Origin of the sequence: Campylobacter sp. CFSAN093259, assembly GCF_012889985.1 — a bacterium.
Classification (GTDB): Bacteria; Campylobacterota; Campylobacteria; order Campylobacterales; family Campylobacteraceae; genus Campylobacter_D; species Campylobacter_D jejuni.
Window position 1 is genome coordinate 712,696 of record NZ_CP040617.1, and the last position, 20,083, is coordinate 732,778.

A 20,083-nucleotide genomic window follows, 5' to 3' on the forward strand; every position below is an offset into this window, starting at 1 on the left:
TGATTACACTCTATTTTTTATTAATTGATTAATTTCATTTTGATATGGAAATCTTTCACTTTCGCAATTAATAAGTTGTGTTTTAGAGAAGATAACTTTTCCGTCTACTTCAACGATAAAATCACCTCTGCCGCCAATTTCAAATTCTACTTCAACATCTTTGAAATCGCTTTGTAGTTCTTCTGCAACCCTTGCAGCTTGTGGGCGATAATTTCAAAGATTGCAATAAGCAATTTTTACTTTCATCATTTCATCCTTTGAGAAGTTCTTTTTATTAAGATTAAAATCTTAGATTTTATTATAGTTTATTTTGGCTGAATTTTTGCCTTTTTGTAAAATTTAAGTTGAAATTTAGGGTCAATTTCTTTCAAATTCAGCGAGAAAAATTTATAATTTTTATCAAAATTAAAATAAGCCTTAAAAAACTAAAGGAAGAAAATGAGTCAATTTACACACTTGCATTTACATACAGAATATTCTTTGCTTGATGGAGCCAATAAGCTTAAAGAATTAGCTTTGACTTTAAAAGAGCAGGGTGCTACAAGTGTGGCTATGACAGATCATGGAAATATGTTTGGGGCAATTGATTTTTATCAAACAATGAAAGCACAAGGTTTAAAACCTATCATTGGTATAGAAGCGTATTTGCATAATCATGATGAGTTAGATGATAAAAGTTCTCGTCAGCGTTTTCACCTTTGTTTGTATGCAAAAAATGAGATTGGATATCAAAATTTAATGTATTTAAGTTCTCAAAGTTATATTAAAGGTTTGTATTATTATCCGCGTATCAATAAAAAGCTTTTGGAAGATTATAGCGAAGGTCTTATTTGCTCTTCTGCTTGCTTGCAAGGTGAAGTAAATTGGCACTTAAATACTTATAGTGAAAGAAATGTGCGTTTTGGTGCAAAAGGCTATGAAGCAGCAAAAGAAGCGGCATTATGGTATAAAAAAGTTTTTAAAGATGATTTTTATTTTGAAATCATGCGTCATGGTATAGGCGATCAAAGAATGATAGATGATGATATTATCAGACTTTCTAAAGAATTAAATATAAAAATCATTGCTACAAATGATACGCATTATACTTTTAAAGAAAGAGCGGCTGCCCATGAGGTTTTTATGTGTATAGCCATGGGAAAAAAACTTAACGATCCTGATAGAATGCGTCATAGTGTGCATGAATTTTATGTTAAAAGTCCTGAGCAGATGAGTGAGCTTTTTGCAGATATTCCAGAAGCTATAGAAAATACACAAGAAATCGCACAAAAATGTAATTTAGAGCTTAATCTTGGCAATCCCACTCCACCGAATTTTAAATTTACAAGAGAATATGCTAAAGATCATAATATTATCTTACCTGAAGAAACAAAAGAATTTAGCTTTGATAATGATGACATGGTTTTTGAAGAACTTTGCAAAAAGGGACTTGAAGAGAGATTAAAATTTATCGATGAAAGTAAGCATGAAGAATACAAACAAAGACTTGAAGTAGAAATTAACATCATTAAAAATATGAAATTTTCAGGTTATATGCTTATTGTTCATGATTTTATTAAAGTGGCTAAGGATAAAGGTATTCCAGTAGGCCCTGGAAGAGGATCAGCTGCAGGAAGTTTGGTTTCTTATTGTTTAAGGATTACGGATTTAGATCCTATTCCTTATAGTCTACTTTTTGAGCGTTTTTTAAATCCTGAGCGTGTGAGCATGCCTGATATTGATGTGGATTTTTGTCAAGACAGACGTGCTGAAGTGATTGATTATGTGATTGATAAATATGGAGCGGATAAGGTTGCACAGGTGATTACCTTTGGTAAACTTTTGGCTAAAGGGGTGATTCGTGATGTGGCTAGAGTTTGTGATATGAGTATTCAAGATGCTGATGAGCTTGCTAAACTTGTGCCTGAAGAGCTTAAAATCACTCTTGATGCTGCTTATGAAAAAGAACCTAAAATCAAAGAATTTATCGATCGTCATCCTAAAGGTCTTGAAGTTTGGGAGTATGCAAGAGCTTTAGAAGGATTAAATCGCAATGCGGGTATGCACGCAGCAGGTGTTGTAATTTCTAATGAAAGTTTATGGAAGAAAACTCCGCTTTTTAGACAAAGTAAAAATGATGAAAGACATTTGGTAACGCAGTATTCTAAAGATCATTTAGAAGATGTGGATTTGATAAAATTTGACTTTTTAGGTCTTAAAACCTTAACAGTAATCAATAATGCGATCAAGCTTATTAAAAAGCGTTACAATAAAGACATTATTTGGGAAACTATAGATGTAAATGATAGCAAAGTTTATAAAACCATACAAAGTGGAAATACTTTGGGAATTTTTCAAATCGAATCAGGCGGTATGCAAAGCTTAAATGCACGCTTAAAACCAGAGCGTTTTGAAGATATCATTGCGGTTCTTGCGCTTTATCGTCCAGGCCCTATGGAATCAGGAATGCTTGATGATTTTATCGACAGAAAGCATGGTTTAAAAAGTATAGAATATCCTTTTGACAGTTTAGAAAAGGTTTTAGAGCCTACTTATGGGGTTATTGTTTATCAAGAACAGGTTATGCAAATTGTTCAAATTATAGGTGGCTTTTCTTTAGGAGGTGCTGATGTAGTGCGTCGTGCTATGGGTAAAAAAGATCCTGAGAAGATGAAAAAGCTTAAAACTGATTTTGCAGATGGAGCAGAAAAACAAGGATATGATAGAGCAAAAGCTGAGGATTTATGGGAGCTTATCGTAAAATTTGCAGGATATGGTTTTAATAAATCTCACTCTGCGGCTTATGCATTGATTACTTTTCAAACAGCTTATTTAAAAACTTATTATCCTAGTGAATTTATGGCAGCGCTTTTAACAAGCGAAGAAAACAATGTGGATAAAATTGCTGTTTATATTGATGAGATGAAAAAAATGAATATTAAACTTTTACCTCCATCGATTAACAAAGCGATCCGTGAATTTAGTGCTTTAGAGCAAGATGGCAAGGATGCTATTATATACGGACTTGGGGCTATAAAAAGTGTGGGTATTCCTGCAGTTGAAAATTTACTTGAAGCAAGACAAGATGGAGAATTTAAGGATATTAATGATTTCTTAGGTAAGATAGATCCCACCAAAATAAACCGTAGAACATTAGAAAGTCTTATTAAGGCAGGGGCTTTTGATGAGTTTGGTTTTACTAGAAAAGCTTTGTTTGATAATATGGAAAATCTTAGCGAAGCATCGCGTAAAATGGCTGAAGTAAGAAAAAATGCTGCAAGTTCTCTTTTTGGTGAAGAGGAATTAACTTCAGGTGTTCAAGTAAATTTTACTCCCAAAAATGAAGAATTTGAAGTGATGGAAAAATTAGGATATGAAAAAGAAATTTTAGGAATTTATGTTTCAGGCCATCCTTTAGATCGATTTTATGAACAAATTAATGCCATAGATTATGTTAAAAGTTTAGATTTTGAAAGTTTAAAAAACAATGGAGAAATTTTAAGTATAGGTAAAATTGAAGATTTCAAATCCATGATGAGTAAAAATAATAAGCGTTATGGTAGAATTGAAATTTTGGATTATTATTCTTCGTTTGATGCTACTGTATTTGAAAGCAATGTAGAAGAAATAGAAAACATCATCAAAGATGAAAATTTAAAAAATAATGCCTATGGTTTTGTATTGGGATTTAAAGCTGAAGGAGGGGAGAAGCCTAGCTTTTTTTTAAAAGCAATTAAAGATTTGCAAAGTCTTGAAGATGGCGAGATTAAAGCTATAAAAAAATTTGGAGCAAAAAAAGATTTTAAAAATAAAGAAGAAAATCATTTTACCGCAGAACCTAAGGAATTTGAAAAAAATATCATAGAGCTAGATTTGACAAGATTGAATAGAGAATTAATCTATGAAATTCATGAAATTGCTAGAAATGCACATAATCCTAATGAAAAAAATAATAAAAAACTTGTTTTAAAAGTTATTAGTGCGGGATCTTGCTTGCTTTATCATACAGATTTTATTATCTCTGATAGTATAGTAGAGGAAATTTCTAATAAATATGCTTAAGTAAGATTGTTTTACTTAAGATTTTTAAATAAAATGCTTCCGAGTCTTACCAAGTTGGATCCGCATTTTATAGCAATTTCAAAATCATTACTCATCCCCATAGAGCAAATCTTAGCCCCATGTTTTTGAAGAATTTCATAAATTTTAAATGTAGTTTCAAAGCTTTTTATAATATTTTCTTTATCTTGGCTGTGTGATCCTATGCTCATTACGCCACAAAGATTTAAATTAGAGCATTCTTCTTGTATTTGTAAATATTCTTCTACGGCTTGATTTGGATCTAGACCGCTTTTGCTATTTTCATTTGCACTATTGATTTCTAATAAAGTATTTAATTTATAATCAAGTCTTTTGTCCATAGCTTTAGCTATTTTAATACCATTGCAAGAGTGCCATAATATAGGTTTTTGTTTGATTAAGAGATTGATTTTGTTGCTTTGTAGCGTTCCTATAAAATGCCACTTTATGTCTAGTTTTTTTTCATCAAGATTTTCTTTTTTTTGTGCTAGAGCTTGGACTTGATTTTCTCCAAATTCTACTATACCTTGATCAAAAAGCTTTTCAATTATACTTGCATCGACATACTTGCTTGCGGCTACAAGACGAACGTTTTTGGTTTTTTCTAAAATTTGCTCTAAAGTCATTTTGATAAAAAATAAGCCCTATTTAGGGCTTATTTTATTGTAATAAATTAGCAATTTTGCTTTGAAGCTGCATGTTGGATTGCGCAGCAACAAAAGCAGCAGCATTTTCTTTTAGATAATTGGCATTAAAATCATTGACATTTTTTGCCATGTCATTATTTAGTAAATTATTTTCAGCTGCTTTTGAGTTGATGCTATTTTGAACACTTGCATTAATATTTGATGTGATGGCATTGATACCTGAGCCTATTTCACTTCTTAAACTTCCAAGTTGATCCATAAAATTTGTAATACTATCTTGACTATCTATGCTTAATCCATCTGTTGCTAATGGATTTAAATTTGTAGTTTCAGTTCCGCTACCTACTACAAAATTCATAGTTTGAAAGACATTTTTTCCATTATAAGTTGCATTATTAAAAGAATCATTGATGGATTCTTGTATGCGTGTTGCTTCTGTTCTTAGCATTCCTTTTTGAGAATCATTAAGTGCAGCATTGTTCATTTTTACTGAAAGTTCATTAAGTCTATCTGCGCTTTGAGAGATATTGGTAAGGCTAGCATCTGCAATTTGTAAAACCCCTATAGCATCATAAGCATTTGCGACACCTTGATCTATAGTGCTTGATTGAGATCTTAAAGAATCAGCAATAGCTAAATTAGCACTATCAACTCCACTTATTGCGCGAACAGCTGCAATATTTTCTAAAGCTTTATCGCTAGCTTTTTGTGCATTATTTAAATAATAATTTTGTTGCATCATAGTTGCATCAGAGATCATCATGGCCTACTCCTTCTCTTTTGGATTTATTTAATATTTTATCATTTTTTTGCTATTTTAAAGCTTAAGAAATATAAAAAAACTTGCATTATCAAGATGATTTTAACCACCACTTCACTTGCATTATGGATACTGATAAATTCTTGAGTTTTTGTAGCGTTTTCGCCTAAGTTTTGGAGTTCAATTATGGTATTAGTAAAATAAAAAACAAATATTAAGCTTAAAATCAAAATAAGCAAACTCAGCATAAATTTTGAAAATTTTATTTGAAATTTCATTTCATCTTTTATAAGAGAATAAATTTCATATAAAAAATTAACCACTGAAACAAAAATCAGCAAATATCCCATCTTAATAAAAATTTGCGTCATCATTAAGCCACTTTGAAAATGGCTCAACACTCCTTCTCCTATAAGATTTTGAGGAAAAAAAATTGTTGGTGCAACAACTATTCCTAGTATGAGTTCAACCCCTATGATGGAGGCAAGTAAAAATAAATTAACAGCTTTCAAGAGTTTCTCCTTTTATTTTTTATCATAACGCATATTTGTAAATTTAGCTATAAAAGCACGATTATAACCTTGTTCATCTTTGAAAAAATCAACAATGAAATTATTTTGATATAAAATTTTTTCCAAAATTTCTTTTTGATCATAGCCAAATTCGCAAGCTAAAAATTTAACTTTTTTATCAAGGGAAAAATGTATGATTTCTTCTAGAATTTCATATCCTTTTTCTCCGCCAAATAAAGCCTCTTTGGGTTCTTTTTGCACCCAAATATCTATAGGATATGAATTTTTAATATAAGGTGGATTTGAAAAAATAAAATCATAATTTTCTTTAATTTGCTTAAAATTACAAAGTTTAAAGTCAATCAAGTGATCGACTTTGTGTAATTGGGCATTCTCTAAAGCTAATTCTAAGGCTTTGGGATTGATATCACAGGCTGTGATTTTTAACCCAAGTTCTTTGGCTAAAACAATGCTTAAAATTCCGCTTCCAAATCCTATTTCTAAAATCCCATTAAAAGTATTTTTTTTGCATAAATTTAAAATTTGAAAAAGTAAAATTTCACTATCGTAGCGAGGGATTAGAATGCCTTTTTTTATCTTAAATTCTAAGCCCCAAAAATCCACTTTTTCAAATATATATTCAAAAGGTTCTCCAGATTTAAAACGCTTTATAAGCTCAAAATAAGGTTCATGATCTATTTTTATATCTTGGTTTAAAAATAACCAAGCTTTATCTTTTTTTAGATATTCGCAAAGTATAAATACCGCTTCATTTTCATAACCTTTTAAGCTAGATTTAGCTTCCATAAGAGCATTTTTTATAGTCAAGAAAGAGCCTTGATTCTATCACTAATACTTGGATGACTGAGATAAAAAAATGTATATATTTTACTTGTTTTGATAAAAGCTTTATTTTCTCTTGCTAGAGCTATCAATGCATTTTTCATATCTTCTTTGCTTGTAACTTTAGCTCCGTGTTGATCAGCTGCAAATTCATTTTTTCTACTTAAGGCATTAAGCATAGGAGAGATTAAAAAGCTAAAAATATTCGCCAAGATAAACAAAAGAGCAAACACGCCACCATTTACTCCTTCTAGATGACTTTCTAAGTAAACAAATTCAGGTAAATTTGCAAAAACAAAAAAAAGTAAAAACATAGTTATAGCGCCGTTAAATAAAGCTTTGATAATATCCTTATGAACAAAATGTCCAAGCTCATGTCCTAAAACAGCTAAAAGTTCTCTTTCATTTAAGGCTTTTAATAATGTATCAAAAAGCACCACTCTTTTGCTTTTAAAAAGTCCACCAAAATAAGCATTTAAACGCTTATCTCTTTTGCTTGCATCAATAACATAAACCCCATTTGCACTAAACCCACATTGTTTCATCAAAGAGCTGATTTTTTTCAGCAAATTTTCATCGTCTAGTTTTTTCATTTTATTAAAAATAGGTGCTATTAAGGTAGGGTAGATGAGATTTATAATCACTATAATACAAAAGGCAAAAATAAAGGCCGCAATCCACCAAAAAGTTCCAAAAAAATCATAGCAAAAAAGCAAAGTATAAAGGATTAAAAATCCAAATATTAAAGTTAAAATAAGACTTTTCATAGTATCTTTGATAAAAAGTTTTACAGTCATATTTGAAAAACCATGGGCTTTATCTTTGATAAAACTTTCATAAATACTTAAAGGTAGATTTAAAATACTTGTGATTATTAAAAAAGATAATAAAAATAAAGTATTTTCAAAACGAGTGTTGTTTAAGATAAGTAATTCTTTAAGGTATAAAAATCCAAAACCTATCCATGCAATACTGATGATTAAATTATAAAAATTGGAAAATAGTTTAAATTTTTCATTTTCGATGGCAATATCTGCTGCATTTTGATAGTCTTTTTCGCTTAAAATTTGAGCTTGTTTGTCTTTTTCTCTTTCTAAGAAACGAATTTGAGCATAGGAAATCCAAGATAAAAGTGCTGTGTAAAGACATAAAATTGCAATTAAAGTCATTATTTTTCCTTGATTAGTTTTTTGCGAATTCTAGCTTAAAATAATGAAATAAAGTTAATAGTTTAAAATCTAAAATAATATTCTTTTCAACTAAGTTGGTATATATTTATAAAAAAGGATTAAAGAATGTTTTTTAAGAAAAAGATTTCACAAAAACAAAAAGAAAAGCCTAAAATTCCAATCAATGATGTGATTTTAGATGACAGACTTTGTAAGTTTAAAAATAAAGTGCAAAAGATAAGCAAAGATGAAGCTTCGGCAAGTCTGCTTGCTAGACAATTAAGCAGACTTATCAGAGCTAATAAATTTTAATTTTGACATTTTTTCTTAGGGCGAAAAACCTTAATAACTTCATCATTTGCTTCTATATAAGCACCTTCTATCAAATCGATACAGTAAGGTATAGCCGGAAAAACAGGCTCTAGGCATTCTTTTATAGCCTTAGGATTTCCTGGTAAATTAATGATAAAAGATTTATTGCGAATTCCTGCACTCTGTCTTGAAAGTATAGCTGTTGGGACATATTTTAAACTTTCTAAGCGCATAAGTTCTCCAAAACCTGGCATCATTTTATCACACACGGCTTCCGTGGCTTCTGGGGTTACATCACGAAGTGCTGGACCTGTACCTCCGCTTGTAACAATCAAATCGCATTTTTTTTCATCTGCTAGATAAAGTAATTTTTTAATGATCAAATCATAATCATCAGGGATTAATTCTTTATGATAAATAATATCATTTTTTATATATGAATTTAACACTCTTTCAATTTCAGCAGTGGCTTTATCTTCGTATATACCACTACTTGCTCTATCGCTTAGGGTTAAAATTCCTATGTTTATTGTATCCATTGTTTCTCCTTAATAAATTTTTATAACCATCCTTTTTTCTTGAAAACAACCAAAGGTAAAATGATAGAAATTACCATCACGCCAAGCACTATGGGATAAGCATAGTGAAGTTCAAGTTCGGGCATGAATTTAAAATTCATACCATAAACAGTTCCTATTAAAGTAGGTGGCATCATGGCAACAGTTGCAACGGTGAAAATTTTAATGACTTTGTTTTGTTCTATGTTGATTTGACTGGCTAAAATGGTTTGGATATTATCTAAGATATTAAGTTGCGAAACGCTAAATTCAACCAAAGAATTTAAGTCTTTTAAAACTATAGTGAGATTTTGTTTTATGTCTTTATCGATTTTATCGCTTTTTAACAAAGAAGTCATAGCGCGACGCTTATCAAATAAAGAATCTCTTACGCGCATATTAAGCTCTTGCAAACTTGAAATATCCTTTAGCATTTCATCATAACTATATTCATCTTTTTTTTCTAAAACACTTGTTCTTAAGCGTCTTGCTTCTTTATCTATCCATTCTAGTAAATCCGCATCTTTTTCAACGCGTACTTCAAACATTTTATCAATAATATCAAAACCATCTTCAAAATTCTTCGGACTAGCTAAAATCCTTGCTTGAATTTCTTCAAAAGTGCTAAATTCGTTATATCTTATAGTAAATAAGATATTTTTAGCGGTAGCAAAAGTAACAATTTCTGTGCGAAGCTTGATTAAATTTCTATCTTCTTCATCACTTTTAAGATCTCTTACTAAAAAATGAGCATTGATGGTTATTGTTGCATTATCTTCCCAATATTTTGCGCTAAGCTCTATTTCTTCCCTTTCTTCTTTTGTAGGAAACTCAAGATTAAATTCACTTGATATAAAAGCAATTTCTGCTGCACTTGGATGAAGTAAATCAATCCATAAAATATTTTGCGGTAGTTCTTGACTATCGAGATTAAAATTGATTCTTTGAACTAAAGCATTTTGAGTTTTGATATAAATATAAAGCATGATCGCTCCTTGTTTATGACTTTAAAATTATAACCTTGTTTGCTTAAAAATTAACTTGTTTCTAAAATGTTTCTAAAACTCATTAAATTTCCAAAATATTTTTTGAAAGGAAAAAAATGAGTAAGAAATTTTTCTTAAGTTTAGGTCTTGTTGCTTTATTGTTTTCAAATTCACAAGCTATTGATGAGAATTTGATTAAAGCTGCGCAAGCAGAAGGTAGGGTAAATTCTTTAGCTATGCCTGATACTTGGGCAAACTGGAAGGATACTTGGGCAGATCTTAAAAATCTTTATGACATAGAACATAGTGATACAGATATGAGTTCAGCTCAAGAAATTGCTAAATTTAAAACCGAAAAGAAAAATGCAAGCGGTGATATAGGGGATGTAGGGGCGTCTTTTGGAGAGATAGCGGTTAAACAAGGAGTAGCTCAGCCTTTTAAGACAAGTTACTGGGATCAAATTCCAACTTGGGCTAAAGATAAAGATGGAAATTGGCTTTTAGCTTATACAGGAACCATAGCTTTTATAGTCAATAAAGATGTAGTAAAAGATATACCTAAAACTTGGCAAGATTTGCTTAAGGGAAATTATAAAATTACCGTGGGCGATGTAAGTGTAGCAGCTCAAGCTGTGAGTGCAGTTTTGGCAGCTAATTATGCCTTAGGTGGGGATGAAAAAGATTTAAGTCCTGCTTTAGCTTTTTTTAATACTTTAGCCAAACAAGGAAGACTTGTAAATAATGATGTAAGTATAGCCAATCTTGAAAAAGGTGAAGTTGAAGTGGGTTTAGTTTGGGATTTTAATGGTTTAGGCTATAGAGATAAAGTGGGCAAAGATCGTTATGAAGTTTTAATCCCTGCTGATGGTAGTGTTATTTCGGGTTATACAACTATTATCAATAAATACGCAAAACATCCAAATGCGGCTAAATTAGCCCGTGAGTTTATACTTTCTGATAAAGGACAAATCAATCTAGCAAAAGGTTATGCAAGGCCAATAAGAATTGATCATATTACCTTGCCAGATGATATAAAAGCTAAACTTTTACCAAGTGAGCAATACAAAAATGCAAGAGCAATCAAAGATCAAAAAGCTTGGGAAAAAAGCGCTAAAGAATTGCCACAACTTTGGCAAGAAAAAGTTATAGTGGATATGAAATAAAGGAGATTGGATGAAAAAGGTTATTTTAACAAGTGCTATGCTTTGCAGTGTTTTATTTGGAGTTCAAGAGTATGAGGCCAATTTAGCAGGGCATATTATCATAGATTCTAAAAGTACAGTAAAACCTCCTAAGGATGCTCCTGATTTTTTTAAAACTTATGGGAAATTTGCAAATATCGCTAGAGAAGAAAAAATTGGAACTTTTAAATCTAAGGGAAACAGGGAAACAGATTTTTATTTACCTTTTAAAAATCAACCTATACAAGGACATAGTGGGATAAAATATATTCCAAAAAAAGATGTTTTTTGGGTAATTAGCGATAATGGCTTGGGTAAAAAGTATAATTCTTATGATGCCATGCTTTATGCTCACGAGTTTAAATTTGATTTTAAAAACTCAAAATACGAACTTTTAAAAACAGTTTTTTTTAAAGATAGTGATAAAAAATACCCCTATCCTATAACCACCGAAACAACCAAAGAAAGGTATTTAAGTGGGGTTGATTTTGATACTGAGAGTATACAGGTTATCAATGATGAATTTTATATAGGTGATGAATTTGGTCCTTATTTGCTTCATTTTGATAAGAATGGGAATTTAAAAGAAGTTTTTGATGTGTATGTGGAGGGTAAAAAACTTATTTCTCCTGATAATCCAAGTTTAAAATTTAGCGATAAGCCTGATGGAGAAAATGAGAAATTTAATATCAAGCGTTCTAAAGGCTTTGAAGCTATGGCAAGCTCTAAAGATGGTTCTAAACTTTATTTGCTTTTAGAAGGAAGCATTTATAATAACAACGCTTATGAGAATGAAAAAGGTAAAGAATATCTAAGAATCATAGAATTTAATGTAAAAAATAAAAAATTCACTGGAAAAACTTATAAATATTTCTTAGAAGATAAAAGCCATTCCATAGGTGATTTTAATATGATAGATGATAAATACGGCATCATCATAGAAAGAGATCAAAAAGAAGGCACTAAAGATAAGGCTTGCAAAGAAGGTGAAGATACTAAGCATTGTTTTAATAATGTAGCTCAATTTAAAAGAATTTATAAGGTTAAATTAGATGATAAAACTCATGAAGCTCAAAAAATTTCTTATATAGATCTTTTAAATATTAAGGATAGAAATAAAATTTCTAAAAAGCCTTTGGTAAATGATAAATTTGTTTTTCCTTTTGAAACCATAGAAGGTGTGGATATAGTAGATGACTCTCATATAGTCGTAGAAAATGACAATAACTTTCCTTATTCTTCAAGTAGAGAACCTAATAAAACTGATGATAATGAATTTATTTTACTTGAAGTAAAAGATTTTTTAAAGAGTAAATGATGTCCAAAGCTATTTTAGTTGTGCTTGATGGCTTAAATTGTAAAAGTGCTAGTATAAATATGGGATATTTAAATGCGCTTTGCAAAGAGAATTTAGGCAAATTTTATTCTTTAGAATGCGAACTTCCTAGTATGTCTCGTCCTTTATACGAGTGCTTATTAACAGGCGTAAAGCCTGTTTTAAGTGGGATAATTAATAATAAATTGAGTTTTTCAAAACAAACAAGCATTTTTGACCTTTGCAAAGAACAAGGCTTAAAAGCTGGAGGCGCAGCTTATCATTGGGTTTTTGAGCTTTATAATAAAAAAGAATTTATTCCTTCTTTACATCGCCACATAGAAGATGAAAATTTAACTTTGCCTTATGGACATTTTTATTATGAAGATGATTATTTAGATTCTCATTTATTTGCAGATGGGGAGCATTTAAGAAACAAATATAATCTAGATTTTACTCTTATACATTCTATGAATATAGATGATGCAGGACATAAATTTGGCTCACACTCTATTGAGTATGCTAATAAAACCAAAAAAGTTGATATTTTGATTTCTGAGTATTTGCCTACTTGGTTAGAACAAGGTATTAATGTAATCATCACAAGCGATCATGGTATGACAGAGGGTAAAAGTCATGGAGGCTTAAGTGAAGATGAAATTTTAGTGCCTTTTTTCACTTTTGGTAGTGCTTTTTCGTATGAAAATGCCAAGATAAAACAGGATGAAATTTGTGGCAGTATCTGTGAAATTTTAGGACTTAAACACGATAAGAGATATAATGATGAAATTTTAAAGGCCAAAAAATGAAAGAAAAATTTCTAGCCTTTTTAAGTATTTTACCTTTTTTTATAGTTTTTACTTTTTTTATGATAGCGCCTTTGATTTGGATTGTTTTTAATGCTTTTTATGTAGAAGAGGATGAAATTTATTCTTTAGCCAATTTTATACATATTTTTGAGTCCAAATTCTATCTACAAAGCATTATAAATTCTTTACAAATCAGTTTTATTTCTAGTATTTTTGGACTTTTAATAGGGCTTTTGGCGAGCTATTCTTTATTTGTTTTAGCTCCATCAAAAATATGTAAATTTCTTTTTTCTTTAAATACTATGATAAGTAATTTTTCAGGAGTTCCTTTAGCTTTTGCTTTCATTATAGTTCTTGGAAGCAATGGTGTAGTTAATGTGTTTTTGAAAAATTTAGGCATAGAGCCTTTTGTTAGTGTTTATGCTAATTTCGGGGTAAATATTGTTTATGTGTATTTTCAAATTCCTTTGGCAATCTTGCTTTTGCTTCCAGCTTTTAAAAGTCTTGAAAATTCACATTTAAATGCTTGTAAAATGTTAGGTGGAGGCAATTTTTTATATTGGTTAAAAATAGCTTTGCCTTTGCTCGCTCCTGCTTTGTTTGGTGTTTTTGTGATTTTATTTGCCAATGCTTTTGGAGCTTATGCGACTATTTATGCTTTAAGTTCGGGAAATTTTAATGTCGCTCCTGTAAGAATCGCTGCTTTAATCGCAGGCGATATCAATCTTGATCCTTATATGGCTAGTGCTTTAAGCATCATTATAACTATTATCATGCTTGTTGTTACCTTTATAGCCAATTTCCTTTCTAAAAAATATAATTTTAAGGTGCTTTAAATGAATGAAAATTTGAGTTTAAAAGCTAAAATTTATCATTATGCAGTTTTGTTTTTGGTTTTTTTATTTTTAGCTTTGCCTTTAATGGCTACTTTTTTATATTCTATTTCCACTTCTTGGGGTGTAAGTGTTTTGCCTGATGATCTTACGCTTAAATGGTATCAAGAACTTTTTCATGACGAAAGATTTTTACTTGCTCTTTGGCATTCTTTGCTTGTTTGTGTGGGCAGTATTTTACTTTCTGTGATTCTTGTTTTCCCTTTGGTTTTTGTGCTAAATTATTATTTTTTAAAATTAAAAGCCTTTGTAAATATACTTATTATCATGCCTTTTGCTGTACCTCCTATAGTTAGCTGTGTGGGGCTTTTGCAACTTTATGCTGACAATATAGGAGGCACAGCTTGGATACTCATTTTTACTTATTTTACTATAGCTTTACCTTTTATATATAGGGCTTTAGATAATGCTATATCTAATGTCAATTTAAATGAACTCATCACATCTAATGCTATGCTTGGAGGTTCTTTAATGGGAGCGATTTTTAAACTTATCTTGCCTAACTTAAGAAATGGAATTTTGGTGGCAGTTTTTTTAAGTTTTTCTTTTTTAATAGGTGAATTTTTATACGCAAATATTCTTGTAGGAAGTGCTTATGAGACTTTACAAGTTTATCTTTATAATATCAAAAATCAAAGTGGGCATTATTCTAGTGCTTTGGTAATAGTTTATTTTGTATTAATTTTTATAACAACTTTTATAGCTAGTTTGATTAAGGAGTGAAAAATGGCTTATTTAAAGATTAAAAATTTTAAAAAAGCTTATGGGGATAAAATTATTTTTGAAGATATTAATTTTAGTGCTAAAAAGGGTGAGTTTATAACCCTTTTAGGCCCAAGTGGCTGTGGAAAATCCACTCTTTTAAGGTGTATAGCAGGGCTTAGCCAAATTAATGGAGGAAAAATTTCTTTAAATGATAAAGATCTTACCAAATTAAGTCCTCAAAAAAGAAATATAGGTATGGTTTTTCAAAATTACGCTCTTTTTCCAAATCTTAACGTTTTTGAAAATGTAGCTTTTGGTTTAAAGATCAAAAAAATGGATAAAAAGGACATAGAAAAAAGAGTGAAAAAAATGTTAAAACTCGTCGAGCTTGAAGAATACGCTAAAACTTATCCACATAAGCTTTCAGGCGGACAAATGCAAAGAGTGGCTTTAGCAAGATCTTTGGTGATTAAACCTGATTTACTTTTACTTGATGAGCCTTTATCGGCACTTGATGCTAAAATTCGTAAGTATTTAAGGGTGCAAATTAAAGAAATTCAAAAAGAACTTGAACTCACCACTATTTTTGTAACGCACGATCAAGAAGAAGCTTTAGAGTTATCCGATACGATTATTTTAATGAATGAGGGTAAAATCATACAAAATTCCAACGCAAATAATCTTTATCTTTTGCCAGAATCTCATTTTGTGGCTAGCTTTATAGGAAATTACAATATTTTAAGCCCTAAAGAGCTTGATAGCTTGGGTTTAAAACACGATTTTAAAAAAGATATAGCCTTGCGTCCTGAAACCATAGAAATTTCTAACGAAGGCTTAGAGGCTAAAATCAAAGAAAAATCATTGCTAGGCAATATCATACGCTATAGGGTTAGAGTGCAAGAAATTGAATTTAAGGTAGATACTTTAAATTTTAGCACTCATAGTACTTATGAAGCAGGTGATAAAATCGCTTTAAAATTCAATCTTTCTTTAGCAAAAGAGTTAAAATGAAGCTTGTTTTATTTGATTTAGATGATACTTTAATACAAGGCGATAGTGCTAAACTTTGGCTTAAATTTTGTGTTGAAAAAGGTTTTTTACCTCAAGAATATTTAGAAAAAATCGTTTTTTATCAAAAACAATATCAAGAAAAAAAGTTTGATATGGATGAATTTATGACTTTTTTTCTTCAAAGTGTTAAGGGTAAAAATGAAGATAGAATTTCATCTTTGGTAGATGAATTTATAAAAATTTATATAAAACCTTATGAAAAAGCTAAAGAACTTATAATCAAATATCAAGATCAAAGGTGTATTATAATTTCAGCTACGGCTGAATTTTTAGTTAGAAAAATCGCCTCTTTTTTGGGAGTGAGAGAAAGCATAGCCATAAAATGCGAGCGTGTGGGTGATAAATTTAGTGGAAAAGCTTATGGGATTTATAGCTTTAAGGAAGGCAAGGTTTTAAGACTTAAGGAATATTTGGGTAAAGATTATGAAAAATGGATGAAAGATTCTTATTTTTTTAGTGATTCTATCAATGATTTACCTTTACTAGAGTCTGTTAGCAAAGCCTTTGTATGTAATGGTGATGAAAAAATTTTAAAAATTGCAAAAGAGAGAAAATATGAAATTTTAACTTTTTAAGCTATAAGCGTGAAAATTCACGCTTATTCTAATTCATATTTTTTAATTAAAGTATCATAAAATCCATCAGTTTTTGCTTCATCTATGCCTTTGTTAAATATTTCAATAATATTTTTTTGTTTATTTTTATCAAAAGCAAAACTAAAGCCTTCCCCTCCATCTGTTTCTTGGTAGAAGCTTACCAATTCTGGATTTTCAGCTAAAAAACCTTTAGCAGTATCTTGATCAGCTACAATAGCATCGATTTTGTTGTTTTTTAGTGCTAAAACAGCTATGTTTAAATCTTTATTGCTTTGTACTTGTGCATTTTTGATAGCTTTTGCAGTATTTTCTTGTAAAGTTCCTAGTTGAACTCCTATTTTTTTACCTTCTAAATCATTTTTCGTTTGAAGAGAGTCGTTGTTTTTTAGCTTAAGATAAAGATTTTTACTCATATAGTAAGGTTTGGTAAAATCAACACTTTGTCTTCTTTCGTCAGTTGCGCTCATAGCTGAGGCAATCATATCGATTTTGCCAGCTTTTAAAGCAGGAATCAATCCATCGAAATTGGTTTCAACCCAAACAATTTTAATACCATTTTTTTTGGCAATCTCTTCAACCAAATCAGTATCAAAACCTGTAAGTTTTGAGTTTTCTTTATAATTAAAAGGTTTATAATTTGGAGCAGTTCCAACCTTTAATTCTACACTTGCATTTGATTCTTTATTTTTAGAATCACTACAAGCACCTAAAAATAAACCAACTAAAGCAACTAGAGCAATGCTTAATATTTTTTTCATTTTTTTCCTTTGATATAAAATGTTTTAAAATTATACTTATTTTAAATTTATATTTAATTAAGTCTGGATCAATTTTTAGAAAAGTTATATTAATGTTGTGCTTTTAGATAATATTTAAATAATTATAAAAGTATTCTTTTAATATTTAAAATAAAATTTTATTTAAGAATATATTAATATAAAATTTGTTAAATTTTCATTAAATTTAAATATTGAAAAATAAAATATCAAATTAATATTTTATAATCAACTCAGGACATACGGGATAGTGTTGCAAATAATCAATTTGCGATAAATCAAAAGGTTTTATTTTAGTAAGAAATGAGATGAAAAAATATTTTAATATTTTTAAAATTTTTACAAATAAGACAAATGCAAAATTTGGCTTGGGCGTTTGTAGTGTGGTTTTATCTTCTTCGGTTTGTTTTGCGGCGGTTCAGGCTGCAAGCAAGGATGGAAAAATTTTTTATATTTCTGAACATTCTTTTAAGGATAATCAAGTTTATGATCCTCAAGCAGAAATTTTTAAAAAAATTAATGGAAAAAATTTCTATGCTTCTAAGTCAAAATACCCTATATCAAATTTAACTATGATTTATAATAACCCTAAATCTGGAAATAAAAATTTATCCAAGCTTGAAATTTTAACTCCGGATACTTCAAAAGAAGAGATCATAACAGCTTTTAGCACTTTAGGAACCGTATCTTCAGATACTCAAGCCGTTCCTAGTTCTTTTATGCCTTTTATTGTAACAGCTTATGCGCAAAATACAAATGCAACAAATAATAAACTTATATTAGAAAATGGAGAATTATCTTCTGTGTATTTTTGCAAACCAAGCATAGGGGATTGTGGAGTACCTAATAATTCTCAAAAAGGCGATCGTTTTAAGTATTTAATTACTGCGGCGTTTACTGACAGGGGGGAGGGATTTAACAATCAAACCATTTTAAAAGAAAACTCCTATATCAATAATGGGTGTAGAAAATATCTACACCTTGCCCTTAAATGGAGTTCCTTATATTTCAGGATCTGTAGCTTTTGATGATGAAGCTAAAGACAATAAATTAATCTTAGAGTCAAATACAAAAATTGACCTTCATAATTCCCAGTATTTTTCAGATGAAGAAGGTAAGGATATTTATGATGAAAGAATTACTCGTTTAATGGGAGCTTTTGGCATAAATTCTAATTTACAAAACAATAAAGTTCTTATCGATTCAGCCAATATCGTCCTTCATGGGCCAGATGGTGAGTATACAGCTCGTTCGACCTTTGAAATTTTAGGTGCTTTAGCTGATGTAAATAATCTTAAAAAATACAATGTAAGTAAAAATTCTGTAATAATTAAAAATTTAAATTTAGATTTAATGGTAAATTCGCAAAATAAAATAACTTTTTATGATGCTGTTTTATTTGGAGAAATTTACGGTGGAAGAACATTACAGGGTAATGCAGAGAAAAATTCTATAGAAGTTTATCATTTTAACTCATTAGATCATCTTAATAAAAACATTAAAACACATGCATCGTTAAACCTCTATGGTGGGTATTCTAATGATGGTGAAGCTAATGGAAATAAAATTGTATTTCGTCTTAAAAAACCTTTAAAAATCAGTGATAATTTTTATGGAAAAAATTATTACAATCTTTACGGAGGTTTTGCTACAGAGGGTGCGAATTTTAATGTTTTTGATATACAAAATGATTTAACCTATGAAAAAGTTCCACAAAATTATTCTGATAAATTTACCGTATATGCGGCAAGAACTTTAAGTGGAAAAGCAAATAATAATACCTTAAGTATAAAAGATTCTATTATTTCATTGCCTTTATATGCTTTTATTACAAGTGAAACTACGCTAGATGGTATAGACTATATCGCCGATGAATCAAACAATAATGAAGTAAATTTTGAAAATATTAAATCATCTAAAAATTTAAGTTTGATGATCAATGCTAAAAATGTTTCAAATAATAAAATAAATTATAATCTCATTCAGAGTTTAACCGAAGCGAGTTCTTTAGGAAAGGGCTCAAAAATTATTTTAAAAGCAACTCAAAATGCAAACAACAATCTTATAAAGCTTAAAGATTGTTCTTCGGCTGCCGTGGAAAGTTCGTGCATCATAAAAGCAGATAAAGAAAGTGCTTTTAATAAAATCATCATCAACAACACAGCTTTTAGTACTGCCTCAGATAAAAGACAAGGTTATGTGGGGTTGATAGCTGGAGTGTCTGCAAATTCTCATGATAATATCATGGAGCTTGTTAATTTAAATATAGATGAGTATAAAAATCAAGATGCTATATTTTTAGCTCCATCTGGAACTTCGGATATTTCAAATTTTAAATCTTATAACAATACTTTATATTTAGGTGGAGAGTTGAATTTCTTTAAAGATGTAAATATCGATTTGCTTTCTGGTTCTGTTTTTCATGAAGTAAATAAAAAAGGTAAAATAATCACTCAAATTCTACCGCATCAAGAAGATTTTTCTAAAAACAATCGTTTGATTATAGATACTCAAGATGTCAAATCAGAAGTGGTAAATAACTTTGAAAATTTTACTTTTATTTTACCAAATAAAATAAAAAATCCTATCTTGACTATAGAAAAACTTATCAATCTTCCTGCAAATGGAAGTATGGAAATTCTTACTAAAAATAAACCAACAAAAGGAAAATATATTCTCATACAAAGTGATGTTGGAATTTATGATGGTGACAATGGATTGTTAAATCAACAAGAATTAGAAAATTTGTTAGAAAAAATGAAAAATAATAAAAATAAATTTAATTACAACAAGATAGAAAAGTTGGCTAAAAGTACATTGAAAAATGTAAATTTTAGCTTTGAAGTTTCAGATGATGCAAAAATAATTTATATCAACATACTTTAAAGGAGA

The 20,083-nt window shown here is 29.7% G+C and carries 20 protein-coding genes; 11 read left to right on the forward strand and 9 right to left on the reverse strand.

Annotated features, from left to right (window positions below; translation table 11 throughout):
* Positions 1–3: 3 nt before the first annotated feature.
* Positions 4–246 carry a SelT/SelW/SelH family (seleno)protein gene (locus FBF20_RS09065; RefSeq protein ID WP_257406500.1) on the reverse strand — a complete coding sequence of 81 codons (243 nt, stop codon included), beginning with the start codon at positions 244–246 and terminating at the stop codon, positions 4–6.
* 192 nt (positions 247–438) lie between these two features.
* Here FBF20_RS09065 and dnaE point away from each other — a divergent pair, with 192 nt between their 5' ends.
* The gene (gene dnaE, locus FBF20_RS03830; RefSeq protein WP_002852165.1) at positions 439–4,041 is read left to right on the forward strand and encodes a DNA polymerase III subunit alpha; all 3,603 of its coding nucleotides are present in this window, start codon (positions 439–441) and stop codon (positions 4,039–4,041) included.
* Positions 4,042–4,052: 11 nt separating this feature from the next.
* Here the strand turns inward: dnaE and FBF20_RS03835 are convergent, their stop codons facing one another.
* From FBF20_RS03835 to FBF20_RS03855, 5 genes are read right to left on the reverse strand one after another with little or no spacing between them, the layout of a single operon-like run.
* Complete coding sequence (locus tag FBF20_RS03835) at positions 4,053–4,685, reverse strand: YggS family pyridoxal phosphate-dependent enzyme (protein WP_002852054.1); 633 nt, start codon at positions 4,683–4,685, stop codon at positions 4,053–4,055.
* Between the two features lie 34 nt (positions 4,686–4,719).
* Positions 4,720–5,469 (reverse strand): flagellin C, encoded by a 750-nt coding sequence (gene flaC / locus FBF20_RS03840; RefSeq protein WP_002858476.1) that lies wholly within the window; start codon positions 5,467–5,469, stop codon positions 4,720–4,722.
* Positions 5,470–5,507: 38 nt separating this feature from the next.
* A complete protein-coding gene (locus tag FBF20_RS03845) occupies positions 5,508–5,978 on the reverse strand; it encodes a DUF4149 domain-containing protein (RefSeq protein ID WP_168952605.1) in 471 nt (156 codons plus the stop codon).
* Between the two features lie 12 nt (positions 5,979–5,990).
* Positions 5,991–6,806: a HemK/PrmC family methyltransferase gene (locus FBF20_RS03850; RefSeq protein ID WP_002858549.1), complete on the reverse strand. Its 816-nt coding sequence runs from the start codon at positions 6,804–6,806 to the stop codon at positions 5,991–5,993.
* The gene (locus FBF20_RS03855; protein ID WP_002858475.1) at positions 6,803–7,990 is read right to left on the reverse strand and encodes a M48 family metallopeptidase; all 1,188 of its coding nucleotides are present in this window, start codon (positions 7,988–7,990) and stop codon (positions 6,803–6,805) included. Before FBF20_RS03855 ends, FBF20_RS03850 begins: the two co-directional genes overlap by 4 nt.
* A gap of 126 nt (positions 7,991–8,116) precedes the next feature.
* Here FBF20_RS03855 and FBF20_RS03860 point away from each other — a divergent pair, with 126 nt between their 5' ends.
* On the forward strand, positions 8,117–8,302 hold the full coding sequence (locus tag FBF20_RS03860; protein WP_002825403.1) for a hypothetical protein: 186 nt from the start codon (positions 8,117–8,119) through the stop codon (positions 8,300–8,302).
* Here FBF20_RS03860 and mog read toward each other — a convergent pair.
* Positions 8,299–8,841 carry a molybdopterin adenylyltransferase gene (gene mog / locus FBF20_RS03865; RefSeq protein WP_002842823.1) on the reverse strand — a complete coding sequence of 181 codons (543 nt, stop codon included), beginning with the start codon at positions 8,839–8,841 and terminating at the stop codon, positions 8,299–8,301. The two genes, FBF20_RS03860 and mog, sit on opposite strands and share 4 nt — an antisense overlap.
* A 20-nt stretch (positions 8,842–8,861) precedes the next feature.
* The gene (corA, locus tag FBF20_RS03870; RefSeq protein WP_002852367.1) at positions 8,862–9,845 is read right to left on the reverse strand and encodes a magnesium/cobalt transporter CorA; all 984 of its coding nucleotides are present in this window, start codon (positions 9,843–9,845) and stop codon (positions 8,862–8,864) included.
* Between the two features lie 116 nt (positions 9,846–9,961).
* Here corA and FBF20_RS03875 point away from each other — a divergent pair, with 116 nt between their 5' ends.
* The 7 genes from FBF20_RS03875 to FBF20_RS03905 are packed head-to-tail and all read left to right on the forward strand — an operon-like array spanning position 9,962 to position 16,394.
* Entirely contained in the window at positions 9,962–11,008 is a 1,047-nt protein-coding gene (locus FBF20_RS03875) for an extracellular solute-binding protein (RefSeq protein ID WP_002852095.1), read from the forward strand.
* Positions 11,009–11,018: 10 nt separating this feature from the next.
* The gene (locus FBF20_RS03880; RefSeq protein ID WP_002793291.1) at positions 11,019–12,344 is read left to right on the forward strand and encodes an esterase-like activity of phytase family protein; all 1,326 of its coding nucleotides are present in this window, start codon (positions 11,019–11,021) and stop codon (positions 12,342–12,344) included.
* Positions 12,341–13,150 carry an alkaline phosphatase family protein gene (locus tag FBF20_RS03885; RefSeq protein ID WP_010891882.1) on the forward strand — a complete coding sequence of 270 codons (810 nt, stop codon included), beginning with the start codon at positions 12,341–12,343 and terminating at the stop codon, positions 13,148–13,150. Before FBF20_RS03880 ends, FBF20_RS03885 begins: the two co-directional genes overlap by 4 nt.
* A complete protein-coding gene (locus FBF20_RS03890; protein ID WP_002784190.1) occupies positions 13,147–13,986 on the forward strand; it encodes an ABC transporter permease in 840 nt (279 codons plus the stop codon). The genes FBF20_RS03885 and FBF20_RS03890 overlap by 4 nt, the downstream gene beginning before the upstream one ends.
* On the forward strand, positions 13,987–14,766 hold the full coding sequence (locus tag FBF20_RS03895; RefSeq protein WP_002793289.1) for an ABC transporter permease: 780 nt from the start codon (positions 13,987–13,989) through the stop codon (positions 14,764–14,766).
* 3 nt (positions 14,767–14,769) lie between these two features.
* The gene (locus tag FBF20_RS03900) at positions 14,770–15,759 is read left to right on the forward strand and encodes an ABC transporter ATP-binding protein (protein WP_002793288.1); all 990 of its coding nucleotides are present in this window, start codon (positions 14,770–14,772) and stop codon (positions 15,757–15,759) included.
* Positions 15,756–16,394: an HAD family phosphatase gene (locus tag FBF20_RS03905; protein WP_002810914.1), complete on the forward strand. Its 639-nt coding sequence runs from the start codon at positions 15,756–15,758 to the stop codon at positions 16,392–16,394. The genes FBF20_RS03900 and FBF20_RS03905 overlap by 4 nt, the downstream gene beginning before the upstream one ends.
* A gap of 23 nt (positions 16,395–16,417) precedes the next feature.
* On the opposite strand, the gene FBF20_RS03910 is transcribed toward FBF20_RS03905, so the two are convergent.
* On the reverse strand, positions 16,418–17,173 hold the full coding sequence (locus FBF20_RS03910) for a basic amino acid ABC transporter substrate-binding protein (RefSeq protein WP_002858622.1): 756 nt from the start codon (positions 17,171–17,173) through the stop codon (positions 16,418–16,420).
* A 326-nt stretch (positions 17,174–17,499) separates the two neighbouring features.
* Here FBF20_RS03910 and FBF20_RS03915 point away from each other — a divergent pair, with 326 nt between their 5' ends.
* Positions 17,500–18,219: a hypothetical protein gene (locus FBF20_RS03915; protein ID WP_002852321.1), complete on the forward strand. Its 720-nt coding sequence runs from the start codon at positions 17,500–17,502 to the stop codon at positions 18,217–18,219.
* Complete coding sequence (locus FBF20_RS03920; RefSeq protein WP_002904449.1) at positions 18,149–20,077, forward strand: hypothetical protein; 1,929 nt, start codon at positions 18,149–18,151, stop codon at positions 20,075–20,077. The genes FBF20_RS03915 and FBF20_RS03920 overlap by 71 nt, the downstream gene beginning before the upstream one ends.
* Positions 20,078–20,083 lie beyond the last annotated feature (6 nt).

Bases quoted from the DNA above. Each gene is read 5' to 3' on its own strand.
- FBF20_RS03890 (WP_002784190.1), top strand. From the start codon at position 13,147: ATGAAAGAAAAATTTCTAGCCTTTTTAAGTATTTTACCTTTTTTTATA.
- flaC (WP_002858476.1), bottom strand. From the start codon at position 5,469: ATGATGATCTCTGATGCAACTATGATGCAACAAAATTATTATTTAAAT.
- FBF20_RS03855 (WP_002858475.1), bottom strand. From the start codon at position 7,990: ATGACTTTAATTGCAATTTTATGTCTTTACACAGCACTTTTATCTTGG.
- FBF20_RS03895 (WP_002793289.1), top strand. From the start codon at position 13,987: ATGAATGAAAATTTGAGTTTAAAAGCTAAAATTTATCATTATGCAGTT.
- FBF20_RS03835 (WP_002852054.1), bottom strand. From the start codon at position 4,685: ATGACTTTAGAGCAAATTTTAGAAAAAACCAAAAACGTTCGTCTTGTA.
- FBF20_RS03915 (WP_002852321.1), top strand. From the start codon at position 17,500: ATGAAAAAATATTTTAATATTTTTAAAATTTTTACAAATAAGACAAAT.
- FBF20_RS03885 (WP_010891882.1), top strand. From the start codon at position 12,341: ATGATGTCCAAAGCTATTTTAGTTGTGCTTGATGGCTTAAATTGTAAA.
- FBF20_RS03860 (WP_002825403.1), top strand. From the start codon at position 8,117: ATGTTTTTTAAGAAAAAGATTTCACAAAAACAAAAAGAAAAGCCTAAA.
- corA (WP_002852367.1), bottom strand. From the start codon at position 9,845: ATGCTTTATATTTATATCAAAACTCAAAATGCTTTAGTTCAAAGAATC.
- FBF20_RS03920 (WP_002904449.1), top strand. From the start codon at position 18,149: ATGGGTGTAGAAAATATCTACACCTTGCCCTTAAATGGAGTTCCTTAT.
- mog (WP_002842823.1), bottom strand. From the start codon at position 8,841: ATGGATACAATAAACATAGGAATTTTAACCCTAAGCGATAGAGCAAGT.
- dnaE (WP_002852165.1), top strand. From the start codon at position 439: ATGAGTCAATTTACACACTTGCATTTACATACAGAATATTCTTTGCTT.
- FBF20_RS03875 (WP_002852095.1), top strand. From the start codon at position 9,962: ATGAGTAAGAAATTTTTCTTAAGTTTAGGTCTTGTTGCTTTATTGTTT.
- FBF20_RS03900 (WP_002793288.1), top strand. From the start codon at position 14,770: ATGGCTTATTTAAAGATTAAAAATTTTAAAAAAGCTTATGGGGATAAA.
- FBF20_RS03910 (WP_002858622.1), bottom strand. From the start codon at position 17,173: ATGAAAAAAATATTAAGCATTGCTCTAGTTGCTTTAGTTGGTTTATTT.
- FBF20_RS03880 (WP_002793291.1), top strand. From the start codon at position 11,019: ATGAAAAAGGTTATTTTAACAAGTGCTATGCTTTGCAGTGTTTTATTT.
- FBF20_RS03905 (WP_002810914.1), top strand. From the start codon at position 15,756: ATGAAGCTTGTTTTATTTGATTTAGATGATACTTTAATACAAGGCGAT.